The sequence below is a fragment of the Streptomyces sp. NPDC043853 genome (assembly GCF_056436025.1).
The window spans coordinates 125,167-138,196 of sequence record NZ_JBWKDJ010000012.1 but is presented as its reverse complement, the minus strand read 5'-3'; the positions used below and the strand labels follow the sequence as shown (position 1 = coordinate 138,196).

12 protein-coding genes are annotated in these 13,030 nt (G+C 72.1%); 10 read left to right on the top strand and 2 right to left on the bottom strand.

Annotation, left to right across the window (positions count from 1 at the left end):
* Positions 1-26: 26 nt before the first annotated feature.
* From AC067U_RS27825 to mutM, 5 genes are all read left to right on the top strand, one after another.
* The gene (locus AC067U_RS27825; RefSeq protein ID WP_478832530.1) at positions 27-1,103 is read left to right on the top strand and encodes a cell division initiation protein; all 1,077 of its coding nucleotides are present in this window, start codon (positions 27-29) and stop codon (positions 1,101-1,103) included.
* A gap of 66 nt (positions 1,104-1,169) precedes the next feature.
* Complete coding sequence (locus AC067U_RS27820; protein WP_478832529.1) at positions 1,170-1,886, top strand: YceD family protein; 717 nt, start codon at positions 1,170-1,172, stop codon at positions 1,884-1,886.
* Between the two features lie 2 nt (positions 1,887-1,888).
* Positions 1,889-2,062, top strand: coding sequence for a 50S ribosomal protein L32 (rpmF, locus tag AC067U_RS27815; protein WP_030676011.1), 174 nt, complete (start codon positions 1,889-1,891; stop codon positions 2,060-2,062).
* Positions 2,063-2,081: 19 nt separating this feature from the next.
* Complete coding sequence (rnc, locus tag AC067U_RS27810; protein WP_478832528.1) at positions 2,082-2,909, top strand: ribonuclease III; 828 nt, start codon at positions 2,082-2,084, stop codon at positions 2,907-2,909.
* A 265-nt stretch (positions 2,910-3,174) separates the two neighbouring features.
* Entirely contained in the window at positions 3,175-4,146 is a 972-nt protein-coding gene (gene mutM / locus AC067U_RS27805) for a bifunctional DNA-formamidopyrimidine glycosylase/DNA-(apurinic or apyrimidinic site) lyase (protein WP_478832527.1), read from the top strand.
* Here the strand turns inward: mutM and AC067U_RS27800 are convergent.
* Positions 4,119-4,526 carry a winged helix-turn-helix transcriptional regulator gene (locus AC067U_RS27800; RefSeq protein ID WP_478832526.1) on the bottom strand — a complete coding sequence of 136 codons (408 nt, stop codon included), beginning with the start codon at positions 4,524-4,526 and terminating at the stop codon, positions 4,119-4,121. The two genes, mutM and AC067U_RS27800, sit on opposite strands and share 28 nt — an antisense overlap.
* 128 nt (positions 4,527-4,654) lie before the next feature.
* On the opposite strand from AC067U_RS27800, the gene AC067U_RS27795 reads away from it, so the two are divergent.
* Positions 4,655-5,251, top strand: a complete 597-nt coding sequence (locus tag AC067U_RS27795) for a flavodoxin family protein (RefSeq protein WP_478832525.1) — start codon at positions 4,655-4,657, stop codon at positions 5,249-5,251.
* Between the two features lie 151 nt (positions 5,252-5,402).
* Here the strand turns inward: AC067U_RS27795 and AC067U_RS27790 are convergent, their stop codons facing one another.
* Complete coding sequence (locus AC067U_RS27790) at positions 5,403-6,326, bottom strand: CAP domain-containing protein (RefSeq protein ID WP_478832524.1); 924 nt, start codon at positions 6,324-6,326, stop codon at positions 5,403-5,405.
* Positions 6,327-6,450: 124 nt separating this feature from the next.
* Between AC067U_RS27790 and AC067U_RS27785 the strand changes: the two genes are divergently transcribed.
* The 4 genes from AC067U_RS27785 (at position 6,451) to AC067U_RS27770 (ending at position 12,980) form a co-directional block, all read left to right on the top strand.
* Positions 6,451-6,732: an acylphosphatase gene (locus AC067U_RS27785; protein WP_478832523.1), complete on the top strand. Its 282-nt coding sequence runs from the start codon at positions 6,451-6,453 to the stop codon at positions 6,730-6,732.
* 316 nt (positions 6,733-7,048) lie between these two features.
* Positions 7,049-7,261, top strand: coding sequence for a hypothetical protein (locus AC067U_RS27780; RefSeq protein WP_478832522.1), 213 nt, complete (start codon positions 7,049-7,051; stop codon positions 7,259-7,261).
* Between the two features lie 197 nt (positions 7,262-7,458).
* Complete coding sequence (locus AC067U_RS27775) at positions 7,459-11,346, top strand: AAA family ATPase (RefSeq protein ID WP_478832521.1); 3,888 nt, start codon at positions 7,459-7,461, stop codon at positions 11,344-11,346.
* Between the two features lie 206 nt (positions 11,347-11,552).
* On the top strand, positions 11,553-12,980 hold the full coding sequence (locus AC067U_RS27770; RefSeq protein WP_478832520.1) for a sugar porter family MFS transporter: 1,428 nt from the start codon (positions 11,553-11,555) through the stop codon (positions 12,978-12,980).
* Positions 12,981-13,030 lie beyond the last annotated feature (50 nt).

Here is a 13,030-nt window from a genome sequence, read left to right as displayed (position 1 = left end):
CCGGGGCCGAGAGAGTGCGAGCCCGTATGGACGTGCAGAAGAAGCTCGACGAGATCGTCTCGGCGGTCGAGGGCGCCCGGTCCATGCCCATGTCGGCCTCCTGCGTGCTGAACCGCGCCGAGCTGCTCGGGATGCTCGACGAGGTCCGGCAGGCACTGCCCGGCTCGCTCGCCCGGGCGCAGGAACTGATCGGCGGCCGGGAACAGCTCGTCGAGGAGGCCCGCCAGGAGGCCGGGCGGATCATCGAGTCCGCACACGCCCAGCGCGGATCGCTGATCTCCGACACCGAGGTGGCCCGGCGTTCGCAGGCCGAGGCGGACCGGATCCTGGCGGACGCCCGCCGGGAGGCGGAGGAGATCCGCGCCGAGGCCGACGACTACGTGGACAGCAAGCTCGCGAACTTCGAGGTCGTGCTCACCAAGACCATCGGCTCGGTCGACCGCGGCCGGGAGAAGCTGCTGGCCGGTGAGGTCACGGACGACGGCCACGGCTCGGCGGACGCCTACATCTCGGCCAAGCTCGCCGCCTTCGAGACGGTGCTGGCGGGGACCCTGGAGGCGGTCGGCCGCGGCCGGCAGAAGCTCCAGGGGCGGGTGGCCGTGGACGACCTGGGCGCACACATGGCGGCCCGGGACGCGGCGGGCGTGCCGCAGGCCCGGACGGCCGCCGACGCGGACTTCCTGGCCGCCCTCGCGGAGCCGGACCCCGACCCGGTCCCGCAGGCCGCCGTACCGGCGCAGCCGGAGCCGGTCTACGACTCGTACTCCGGTGTGGGCACCGGCTCCGCGGGAGCGGCCTACGCCGCGCACTATTCCGGGCAGCCGCAGCAGCCGGCCCAGCAGCATCCGGACGCGTACGGGTACCAGGACCCGTACGGGGGCTACCAGCAGGCCCAGGCGGACCCCTACGCCTCGTACGGGCAGCACGCCCAAGCGGACCCGTACGCCGCCTATCAGCAGCAGCACCAGCAGCACCAGCAGCAGGAGACGCATCAGTCACACCTGCCGCACCAGGTGCAGCAACCGGCCCTGGACGAAACCAGCTTCTTCGACACGAGCATGATCAACCTGGACCAGCTGCGCCAGTACGAGCAGGGCCGCTAGCAGCGGTCCCGCACCGGATTGGGCTATCGGCGGAGCGCCGGGTATCCTGACTGTTCGGTCGCGCGTATGCGCCGCCCTCTCGCGCGCCCAAAAGCGCGCGGACACGATCTTTCGAAAGCAGGAACGGCCCTGAACACCCGCCTCGACCACCGCAACCCCCTCGTGTTCGACACGCACGAGCTGGGTCGGCGTCCTGGTGCCATGCAGCGGCTGTCCCGCGAGATCCCCGCTCCGGCCGACCTCGGTCTGGAAGGGGTCATCGGAGTGCCGGAAGGCGCTTCGCTGGAACTCGACCTCCGTCTGGAGTCGGTCATGGAAGGGGTGCTTGTCACAGGCACCGCCCGTGCAACCGCCCTGGGGGAGTGCGTAAGGTGTCTGGAGGCCGTGGAGCGCGAGCTCGACACGGACTTCCAGGAGATGTTCTCGTACCCTGACGCCGACGACCGGGGCCGCTCCAAGGCGGAACCGGGCGACGACGCCGAGGACGACGAGGGCATGCTTTTCCTCGAGGACGGCATGTTCGACCTCGAGCCCGTGCTGCGGGACGCGGTGGTGCTCGCACTGCCGCTGCAGCCGGTGTGCCGGGAGGACTGTCTCGGTCTGTGCCCCGATTGCGGGGTCAGCCTGAATGACGACCCGGACCACCACCACGACGCCGTCGACATCCGTTGGGCGGCATTGCAGGGACTCGTCGTGACCGATCAGGACGACGAGAAGGACAACATGAGCGGCGCGGCTTCTGACGCAGACGTCCGGGGCGCCGCCGAGAAGCAGGAGAAGTAGCCGTGGCTGTTCCGAAGCGGAAGATGTCGCGCAGCAACACGCGCCACCGCCGGTCGCAGTGGAAGGCTGCGGTCACCCCCCTGGTTTCGTGCGAGCGTTGCCAGGAGCCGAAGCAGCAGCACATCGCGTGCCCGAGCTGCGGCACCTACAACAAGCGCCAGGTCCTCGAGGTCTGAGCGGCTGGTGAGAGGCGCAATGTCTGAGCTTGCCGGCGACAAAAAGCAGGCGGACAGCAGCAATGCGGCCTCGTCCCACACGCTTCTGGAAGGGCGGCTCGGCTACCAGCTCGAGTCCGCCCTTCTGGTGCGTGCGCTGACCCACCGTTCGTACGCGTACGAGAACGGCGGTCTGCCCACCAACGAGCGGCTGGAGTTCCTCGGGGACTCGGTGCTCGGCCTGGTGGTCACGGACACGCTGTATCGGACCCACCCCGACCTGCCGGAAGGCCAACTGGCCAAGCTGCGGGCCGCGGTGGTCAATTCGCGTGCGCTGGCGGAGGTCGGCCGCGGCCTCGAGCTCGGCTCCTTCATCCGGCTCGGCCGGGGTGAAGAGGGCACGGGCGGCCGGGACAAGGCGTCCATCCTCGCCGACACCCTCGAAGCGGTGATCGGTGCGGTGTATCTCGACCAGGGCCTCGACGCGGCCTCGGAGCTGGTGCACCGGCTCTTCGACCCGCTGATCGAGAAGTCCTCCAACCTCGGTGCCGGCCTGGACTGGAAGACCAGCCTCCAGGAACTCACCGCGGCCGAGGGCCTTGGCGTGCCGGAATACCTGGTCTCCGAGACCGGTCCGGACCACGAGAAGGTCTTCACTGCTGCCGCCCGCGTCGGTGGTGTCTCGTACGGCACCGGCACCGGCCGCAGCAAGAAGGAAGCGGAACAGCAGGCGGCGGAGTCCGCGTGGCGCGCGATCCGCGCGGCCGCGGACGAGCGCGCGGCGGCGGCCAAGGCCGCCGCCGAGGCTTCGGCCTCCGGCAAGGCCGGTGGGGCGCCGACGTCCACCGACCCGGCGGCCAACGGCTGACCCACCCGCCCATCCTTCGGTTTTTCCTCCGCCCGCCCCGGGACTTCCCGAGGCGGGCGGAGCCATGTCCGCCTCCGGCGGGCACGATGCCTTGGACTGCGGGCCGCTGGGCCGAGCGGGGTATGGACCCGCCGGGGGCGGGGCGGAGCCCCGTTTTCGGGACGGGTTCCCCCGCACGGAGTGTGGGGAGGGCGGGGTGGCGGAAAGGCCGCCCGCCGGGCACGAGTACGCTCGATCGCAGGACCCCCTCCGGAGGAGAAACGCCGTGCCCGAGCTGCCCGAGGTCGAAGTCGTACGCCGCGGCCTGGAGCGCTGGATCGCCCGCCGGACGATCGCCGACGTAGAGGTCCTGCACCCGCGCGCGGTACGCCGCCACCCGGCCGGCGGCGCCGACTTCGCGGCCCGCCTCACCGGCCGCACCATCGGCGTGCCGCAGCGCCGCGGCAAGTACCTGTGGCTGCCCCTGGACGGCCCGGAAAGCGACGGCCCGGAAAGCGACAGCCCGGAAACCGGCGAGCCGGCCGTGCGCGGCCGAGCGCACACCGGGGCGGGGGAGCCCGGCGCGGCGGGGCACGACCGGGCCGCCGCCCAAGCCCTCCTGGGCCACCTCGGCATGAGCGGCCAGCTCCTCGTCCAGCCCGCCGACGCCCCCGACGAGAAGCACCTCCGCATCCGCGTCCGCTTCGAGGACTCCGCCGGCACCGAGCTCCGTTTCGTCGACCAGCGCACCTTCGGCGGCCTTTCCCTCCACGACACCACCCCCGACGGCCTGCCGGACGTCATCGCGCACATCGCCCGGGACCCCCTCGACCCGCTCTTCGACGAGGCCGCCTACCACCGCGCCCTGCGCGCCAAGCGGACCACGATCAAGCGCGCCCTGCTCGACCAGTCACTGATCAGCGGGGTCGGCAACATCTACGCGGACGAGGCGCTCTGGCGGGCGAAGCTGCACTACGAGCGTCCCACCGCCACCCTCACCCGCCCGCGCAGCACCGAGCTCCTCGGCCACGTCCGGGACGTGATGGACGCCGCCCTCGCCGTCGGCGGAACCAGCTTCGACAGCCTCTACGTCAACGTCAACGGCGAATCCGGCTACTTCGACCGTGCGCTCGATGCCTACGGGCGCGAGGACGAGCCCTGCCGCCGCTGCGGCACCCCGATACGCCGCCGCCCGTGGATGAACCGGTCGAGCTACTTCTGCCCGCGCTGTCAGCGGCCGCCGCGCGCCTCGTCGTAGCGGACCCGCGCCTCCAGCACCTGCGGGGTATTGCCCTCCAGGAACCGGATCAGCCCCATCAGCCGTTCCGCCGCGCCCCGGCCGAGCTCCGTGAGCTCGTAGTCCACCCGCGGCGGGTTGGTCGCCTGCGCCTCCCGGTGCACCAGGCCGTCCCGTTCCAGGGCGTGGAGGGTCTGCGACAGCATCTTCTCGCTCACGCCGTCCACGCGGCGGCGCAGCTCGTTGAACCGGCACGCCCCGTCGTGAAGGGCGGTCAGGGTGAGGCTGCCCCAGCGCCCGGTGACGTGTTCGAGGGTCTCGCGGGAGGGGCAGGCGCGCGCGAACACGTCGTAGGCGAGGTCTCCGGCGCAGACGTTCTCGGTGCGGGCGGTCGTCTCCATGCATCCAAGCGTACTCCTGGGTAGCGCTAACTGGGAGCTTGCGCTTCCGAAAAGTTAGTGCTTACCTTTTCTCATCGCACCGACCGGTGCCGCCCCGCGGCCCGAACCACTCTTGAGGGAGAACCGTCATGTCCGCGAACACCCCCGTCGTCTCCATCGCCTACCACTCGGGCTACGGCCACACGGCGGTCGTCGCCGAGGCCGTGCGCGACGGAGCGATCGAGGCCGGTGCCACGGTTCACCTGATCAAGGTGGACGAGATCGACGACGCGCAGTGGGAGCTGCTGGACGCGTCCGACGCGATCATCTTCGGTTCCCCGACCTACATGGGCACTGCCTCCGGCGCCTTCCACGTCTTCGCCGAGGCCACCTCGAAGCGCTGGTTCGGCGACGCCTGGCAGGACAAGCTGGCGGCCGGCTTCACCAACTCCGCCTCCAAGAGCGGCGACAAGCTGCACACCCTGCAGTTCTTCCAGATCCTCGCCGCGCAGCACGGCATGCACTGGGTCAACCTGGGCCTGAAGCCGGGCTGGAACGCCTCCACCGCCTCCGAGAACGACATCAACCGCCTCGGCTTCTTCTCCGGCGCCGCCGCCCAGAGCAACTCCGACCAGGGCACCGAGGGCGTCCACAAGGCCGACCTGGAGACCGCCTCCCACCTGGGCCGCCGCGTGGTCGAGACCGCCCGGGTCTTCACCGCCGGCCGGGCCGCCGTCGCCTCCTGACCCCCTGCACCACGCCGCCGGCCGGACCCCGTCCCGCGCCCGGACGCACACAGCGCCGACGCCCCGCGACACGATGTCGCGGGGCGTCGGCGCTGTGCGGGTCCGGGCAGGCCCGGCGCGGCCGTGCCGGCGCGCCGCCCGGAACCGGGATTCAGAAGCCGAAGTCCTGGGTCCACCAGGGGCCGCCGGCGGCGTCGTACATGCCGACGCCCAGGGTGCGGTACTCGCAGTTGAGGATGTTCGCGCGGTGGCCGGGGCTGTTCATCCAGGCCTTCATCACGGCCGTGGCGTCGCCCTGGCCGCGGGCTATGTTCTCGGCGGCGAGGCCGGAGAGGCCGGCCCGGGTGGCGCGGTCCCACGGGGTGCGGCCGTCGGGGTCGGTGTGGTCGAAGAAGCCGCGGACCGCCATGTCCTTGCTGTACGCGCCGGCGAGCGAGGCCAGCGGCGGGTTCGCCCGGACCGCGGGGCAGCCGACCGTCGCGCGCTCCTGGTTCACCAGGTTCAGCACGGCCGTCTCCTCGGCGGAGTGGCCGGTGGCCGGGACGGGTGCCACCGGCCGCGGCGCCGCCTTCGAGGGGGTTACGGCCGGTCGCGGGACCGGCTTCTTCAGCAGGCTCTTCACCGGGTCCGGGGCGGGGGCCTTGCTGGAGGGGGTCGCCGAAGGGGTCCGGCTGGCCGAGGGGGAGGGGGAGGAGGAGGGGGAGGGGGAGACCGAAGTCGACGGGGAGGCCGAGGCCGGAGCCGACGGGGAGGCCGAAGCGGAGGCCGATGCCGAAGCCGATGCGTGGGCGGGGGCCGAGGTGGTGCGGGCCGGGGCGCGGCCCGGCAGGTCGGCCAGGCCGCCCTGCTGCTGGAGGTCGCCGTCCTGAGAGCGGCTCCGCTCCGACTTCGCCTCCGTCTTCGGGCCGGTCCCGCTCTCCTGGCCGACGTACGGGAAGGCGCTGCCGACCGGCACCAGGCCGGCGGTCACGGCCGCCGTCCCCAGGGCCACGGCCACGGAGACGCCGAGGAGACCCGTGCGTACGGCGGTGCCGCGCTTGCTGCGGGGCGGCGCGGGCAGTCGGTGACGTCCCATCGACGGTGCCTTCCAAGATCGTCCCTAACTCACCCAAATGGGTGAGGCTATTGGTCGGCGACTGTACGCCATGAGCCGGATGGCCGATGCGGACGATCTGTGAATGCCCGGTTAGCGTTCGTGCATGAATGAAGACGTCCGGCTCACCGCCTGGGTACGCGGCCGTGTACAGGGAGTGGGCTTTCGCTGGTTCACCAGGGCCAACGCAATGGAGATCGGCGGGCTGACCGGTTTCGCGCTCAATCTCGACGACGGGCGGGTGCAGGTGGTGGCCGAAGGTCAACGTGAGAATTGCCACCGGCTGCTCCACTGGCTGGGATCTTCCGACACGCCGGGGAGGGTCGACGGGGTGACGGAGATATGGGGAGTGCCGCGCGGCGCCTACGAGGGTTTCGCGATTCGCTGATCATGGACTGAGATCACGGGCTGATCTGCGCAGACGTTGCCCCGGGCGGCGATCCGTGGAAGGCTCGGAGACGAGGACGATCTCCGAGTCCGGGCCGCGGGCCGCGGGAGCGCCGGGATGCCCGCCGATACGGGGCGTGATCGTGTTGACCGTCAAACTTTTTGGTGAGACGCTGGAAGCCCCGCGCACCTGAGCTGTTTGGCAGTGTTGGCAGTAGTAGCGCAGTGACTGACAGGCACTGCCGGACACCGCGGGTGCGATTCCCTCACGACCCACACCGCTTCGGTCGGTCACTCAGTGTGGAGGACCATCCATCATGGCAAAGGCGCTTCTCGGTTACGTCGGCGGATCCGACCCGCGACTCCTCGCCGAGATGCGACGGCTTCAGCAGCGCGTCCAGGACCTCGAGTCCGAGCTCGTACGGATTCAGTCCGAGAACGACGCGCTGACCGCCGCCGCGCAGCACGGAGACTCGCTGCTGGAGAGCATCGACATCGACGTACCCAAGGCGGAGCCTGCGCTCACCTGATCCGCGCTCTCGTCATTCAGCTTTCCAGCCCGGCATGATCTGCAAGGGACGCTCCGGCGTCCCTTCTTTCTTTCCTGCGCGTTCTGTGGGTGCTTCATGGTGTTCGGGGTGCTGCGGGGGCCGACTTTCTTTTTGACAAGTGGTGTGCCCTGCACCTTCCTGGGTGAAACCGCACGTGAAAGGTAGAGTCCGGCGGCGTGCACCTCAAGGCCCTGACCCTGCGCGGATTCAAATCCTTCGCCTCCGCCACCACCCTGCGCTTCGAGCCCGGGATCACCTGTGTCGTGGGCCCCAACGGGTCCGGGAAGTCCAATGTGGTGGACGCGCTGTCCTGGGTCATGGGCGAACAGGGCGCCAAGTCGCTGCGCGGCGGGAAGATGGAGGACGTCATCTTCGCCGGCACCACCGGGCGGCCGCCGCTCGGCCGCGCCGAGGTGTCGCTGACCATCGACAACTCCGACGGCGCGCTGCCGATCGAGTACGCCGAGGTCACCATCACGCGGATCATGTTCCGCAACGGCGGCAGCGAGTACCAGATCAACGGCGACACCTGCCGGCTGCTGGACATCCAGGAACTGCTCTCCGACTCCGGCATCGGCCGCGAGATGCACGTGATCGTCGGCCAGGGTCAGCTGGACTCCGTCCTGCACGCGGACCCGATGGGCCGCCGGGCCTTCATCGAGGAGGCCGCGGGCGTCCTCAAGCACCGCAAGCGCAAGGAGAAGGCGCTGCGGAAGCTGGACGCGATGCAGGCCAACCTCGCCCGGGTGCAGGACCTGACGGAGGAACTGCGACGGCAGCTGAAACCGCTCGGCCGGCAGGCGGCGGTGGCCCGGCGGGCCGCCGTGATCCAGGCCGACCTGCGGGACGCGCGGCTGCGGCTGCTCGCCGACGACCTGGTCACCCTGCGGACCGCGCTGGCCGCGGAGATCGCGGACGAGGCGGCGCTGAAGGAACGCAAGGAGACGGCCGAGGCCGAGCTCGGACTCGCCCTGCGCAGGGAGGCGGAACTGGAGGCGGCCGTACGGTCGCTGGCGCCGCGGCTGACCCTGGCCCGGCAGACCTGGTACGAGCTGTCGCAGCTGGCCGAACGGGTACGCGGCACGGTGTCGCTGGCCGACGCCCGGGTCAAGAGCGCGACGGCGCCGGTGGAGGAGGAACGCACCGGACGGGACCCGGAGGAGCTGGAGCGGGAGGCCGCCCGGATCCGCGAGCAGGAAGCGGAACTGACGGCGGCCCTGGAGGCGGCGAGCCGTGCCCTGGAGGACACGGTCGCGCACCGCGCCGAGCTGGAACGCTCCCTGGCGCAGGAGGAGCGCCGGCTCCGGGACGCGGCCCGGGCGATCGCCGACCGGCGGGAGGGCCTGGCCCGGCTCACCGGGCGGCTGGGCGCGGCCCGTTCCCGGGCGAGCGCCGCGCAGGACGGGATCGACCGGCTGGTGGCCGCGCGCGAGGAGGCGGAGTCCCGGGCGGTGGCGGCGCGCGAGGAGTACGAGGCGCTGGCCGCGGAGGTGGCGGCCGACGACCCCGACACGGGCACGGCGGCCGCCGGGCACGAGGCGGCGCGCGCGGAACTGGCGGCGGCGGAGTCCGCGCTCGGCGAGGCGCGGGACGCGCTGGCGGCGGCGGAACGTTCCCGTGCGGCGGTCTCGGCGCGGCACGAGGCGCTGGCGCTGGGGCTGCGGCGGAAGGACGGCACCGGAGCTCTGCTGGCGGCACGGGAGCAGCTGGCCGGGCTGCTCGGGCCGGCTGCGGAGCGGCTGACGGTGACGGCCGGCTACGAAGTGCCGGTCGCGGCGGCGCTGGGGGCGGCGGCGGACGCGGTGGCGGTGGGCTCGGCCGCGGCCGCCGCGGCGGCCTTGCGGCACCTGCGGGCGGCGGATGCCGGGCGGGCCACCCTGCTGATCGCCCCGGCGGGGGTGCCGCTCCAGCCGGCGGGCGCCCCTTCGGCCGTGCCCGCCGCCCCGGGCATCGGCCCGCAGCCGGGCCCGGCGGAGCCGTCCACGACGGCCGGCCCGGCCGCGGCCAGGCGAGACGTCCCCCACCCCGCCGCTTCCCGAAACCGGGGCTCTGCCCCGGCCCCTGTCACCGGGGCTGACGACCGCGGCTTCGCCCCGGTTCCGGCGGGCGGCCCGGCCGCCGAAGGGCCGGGTTCCGCAGCGGCCCCCGTGGGGGGCTCCGCCGCCGATGCGCGCGGCTCCGCCCCGGCTTCCGCCGGCGCAGCCGCCCAAGGCGCGGAGCCGGACCCCGCCCTCGCAGGGGACGTGGCCTGGACGGTCGCCGCTTCGCTCGTCCAGGGCGATGCCGCGCTGTGCCGGGCCGTGGCGTGGGCGCTGCGGGACTTCGTCGTCGTGCGCGGGCTGGACGAGGCCGAGGCCGTGGTGCGGGTGCGGCCCGATCTGGTGGCCGTGACGCAGGACGGCGACGTGCTCGGTGCGCACCTCGCGCACGGCGGGTCGGCCGGGGTGCCCAGTCTCATCGAGGTGCAGATGGCCGTCGACGAGGCGGCCGCCGAGCTCGCCGGGCTCGACCTGCGCTGCGCCGAGCTGGCCGACGTACGGGCCGCCGCCGAGCAGCGCCGCGAGCAGGCGGCCGTACGCGTCGACGAGCTCGGCGAGCGCCGGCGGGAGGAGGAGCGCGCCCGGGCCGGCGTCGCCCAGCAGCTCGGCCGGCTCGCCGGTCAGGCCAAGGGGGCCGCGGGCGAGGCCGAGCGCAGTGCCGCCGCCGCGGCCAGGGCGGAGGAGGCCCTGGAGCAGGCCCTCGCCGAGGTCGAGGAGTGCGCCGAGCGGCTCGCGGTGGCCGAGGAGAGTCGCCCCTTCGGGGAGGGAGCCGAGGAGGAGCCGGACACCGCGGTCCGGGACCGGCTCGCCGCCGACGGCGCCAACGCCCGGCAGACCGAGATGGAGGCACGGCTCCAGCTGCGTACCCACGAGGAACGGGTGAAGGGCCTCGCCGGCCGGGCGGACGGTCTCGACCGGGCCGCCCGGTCCGAGCGCGAGGCCCGCGCCCGGGCCGAGCGCCGCCGGGCCCGCCGCCGGCACGAGGCCGAGGTCGCCGCCGCCGTCGCCGACGGCGCCCGGCAGCTCCTCGCGCACATCGAGGTCTCGCTCCGCCGCGCCGACACCGAGAAGACCGACGCCGAGTACGCCAAGGGCCTGCGCGAGCAGGAGCTTTCCGCCGCCCGCGACCGAGGCCGCGACCTCAAGGGCGAGCTCGACAAGCTGACCGACTCCGTCCACCGGGGCGAGGTCCTCGGCGCCGAGAAGCGGCTGCGGATCGAGGCCCTGGAGGCCCGTTCCCTGGAGGAGCTGGGTGTGGAGCCCGCCGCGCTGGTCGCCGAGTACGGCCCCGACCAGCCGGTACCGCCGGCCCTCCCGGCGGAGGGCGAGGACCTGCCGGAGGACCCGGACCATCCGCGCAACCGCCCCGGCCCCTTCGTCCGCGCCCAGCAGGAGAAGCGGCTGAAGGCGGCCGAACGGGCCTACGCGCAGCTCGGCAAGGTGAACCCGCTCGCCCTGGAGGAGTTCGCCGCGCTGGAGGAGCGGCACACCTTCCTCGGCGAGCAGCTGGACGACCTCCGGAAGACCCGTGCCGACCTCCTCCAAGTCGTGAAGGAAGTCGACCAGCGCGTCGAGCAGGTCTTCACCGAGGCGTACCGGGACACCGCCCGCGAGTTCGAAGGGGTGTTCTCGCGGCTCTTCCCCGGCGGCGAGGGCCGGCTCGTCCTGACCGATCCCGAGAACATGCTCACCACCGGCGTGGACGTCGAGGCCCGCCCGCCCGGCAAGAAGGTCAAGCGGCTGTCGCTGCTCTCCGGCGGCGAGCGCTCGCTGACCGCCGTGGCCCTGCTCGTCTCGATCTTCAAGGCCCGGCCCAGCCCGTTCTACGTGATGGACGAGGTCGAGGCCGCGCTGGACGACACCAATCTGCAGCGGCTGATCCGCATCATGCAGGAGCTCCAGGAGAGCTCCCAGCTGATCGTGATCACCCACCAGAAGCGGACCATGGAGGTCGCCGACGCGCTCTACGGCGTCTCCATGCAGGGCGACGGCGTCTCCAAGGTGATCAGCCAGCGCCTCCGCTGAACCGCCATTTGTTCAAGAAATGAACTTCCGGCCCGGGGGCGGTCGATCCTGTGCGCCCGCCGGCTGCTTCTCTTCGGCTTTCTTTCAGGGGTTGACTTCAGAAAATGAACACATAGGCTCGCTCCGCTGTCTCCCGCCTTCAGGTGGTGCCGGATCTTGAACTGTGCGCCACTAGGAGAACGGACAAAACCCCCACGGAGCACACCTTGACCAGCACAGAGATGCCGGCGACCCCCGGCGGACGCGCACCGCACCCCGACCACCTCGGGCACGTCATCTTCATCACCGCGGCCGCCGCCATGGGCGGTTTTCTCTTCGGCTACGACAGCTCAGTGATCAACGGCGCGGTCGAGGCGATCCGGGACCGCTTCGACATCGGCTCCGAGGCGCTCGCCCAGGTCATCGCCGCCGCCCTGATCGGCTGCGCCATCGGCGCCGCCACCGCCGGCCGCATCGCCGACCGGATCGGCCGCATCCGCTGCATGCAGATCGCCTCGGTGCTGTTCACCGCCAGCGCGATCGGATCCGCGCTCCCCTTCGCCCTCTGGGACCTGGCCATGTGGCGGGTCATCGGCGGATTCGCCATCGGCATGGCCTCCGTCATCGGCCCCGCCTACATCGCCGAGGTCTCCCCGCCCGCCTACCGCGGCCGGCTCGCCTCCTTCCAGCAGGCGGCCATCGTCACCGGCATCGCCGTCTCCCAGCTGGTCAACTGGGGCATCCTCAACCTCGCCGGCGGCGAACAGCGCGGCGAGATCGGCGGCCTGGAGGCCTGGCAGTGGATGCTGGGCGTCATGGTGATCCCGGCCGTCCTCTACGGCCTGCTCTCCTTCGCCATCCCCGAGTCCCCCCGCTACCTGATCTCGGTCGGCCGTACCGACGAGGCCAAGCGCGTCCTCAAGGACGTCGAGGGCTCCGGCATCGACGTGGACGCCCGCGCCCACGAGATCGACCTCGCCATGCGCTCCGAGCACAAGTCCACCTTCAAGGACCTGCGCGGCAACCGCTTCGGCCTGCTGCCCATCGTCTGGGTCGGCATCGGCCTCTCGGTCTTCCAGCAGCTCGTCGGCATCAACGTGATCTTCTACTACAGCTCCTCGCTGTGGCAGTCCGTCGGCATCGACCCGACCAGCTCGTTCCTCTACTCCTTCACCACGTCGATCATCAACATCATCGGCACGGTGATCGCCATGATCTTCGTGGACCGGCTCGGCCGGAAGCCGCTCGCCCTCATCGGCTCGGCGGGCATGGCCGTCTCCCTCGGCTTCTGCGCGTGGGCCTTCTCGTACAAGGAGGAGGTCGGCGGCGAGATCACCATGCCCGAGCTCCAGGGCACGGTCGCCCTGATCGCCGCCCACAGCTTCGTGCTCTTCTTCGCCCTCTCCTGGGGCGTGGTCGTCTGGGTGCTGCTCGGGGAGATGTTCCCCAACCGCATCCGGGCCGCGGCCCTCGGTGTGGCCGCCGCGGCCCAGTGGGTCGCCAACTGGCTGATCACCGTCACGTTCCCGACGCTGTCCGACTGGAACCTGTCCGGTGCGTACGTGATCTACACGTTCTTCGCCGCGCTCTCGATCCCCTTCGTCATCAAATGGGTGCCGGAGACCAAGGGCAAGGCGTTGGAGGAGATGGGGTAACCAACTCCCCGCCACCACCCCGCTCCTCCCGCTGCCCCGGCCCGGACCCC

Coding starts and splice junctions, on each gene's coding strand:
- AC067U_RS27825 (WP_478832530.1), top strand. CDS start 27: ATGGACGTGCAGAAGAAGCTCGACGAGATCGTCTCGGCGGTCGAGGGC.
- AC067U_RS27820 (WP_478832529.1), top strand. CDS start 1,170: ATGCGCCGCCCTCTCGCGCGCCCAAAAGCGCGCGGACACGATCTTTCG.
- rnc (WP_478832528.1), top strand. CDS start 2,082: ATGTCTGAGCTTGCCGGCGACAAAAAGCAGGCGGACAGCAGCAATGCG.
- AC067U_RS27800 (WP_478832526.1), bottom strand. CDS start 4,526: ATGGAGACGACCGCCCGCACCGAGAACGTCTGCGCCGGAGACCTCGCC.
- AC067U_RS27795 (WP_478832525.1), top strand. CDS start 4,655: ATGTCCGCGAACACCCCCGTCGTCTCCATCGCCTACCACTCGGGCTAC.
- AC067U_RS27790 (WP_478832524.1), bottom strand. CDS start 6,326: ATGGGACGTCACCGACTGCCCGCGCCGCCCCGCAGCAAGCGCGGCACC.
- AC067U_RS27785 (WP_478832523.1), top strand. CDS start 6,451: ATGAATGAAGACGTCCGGCTCACCGCCTGGGTACGCGGCCGTGTACAG.
- AC067U_RS27780 (WP_478832522.1), top strand. CDS start 7,049: ATGGCAAAGGCGCTTCTCGGTTACGTCGGCGGATCCGACCCGCGACTC.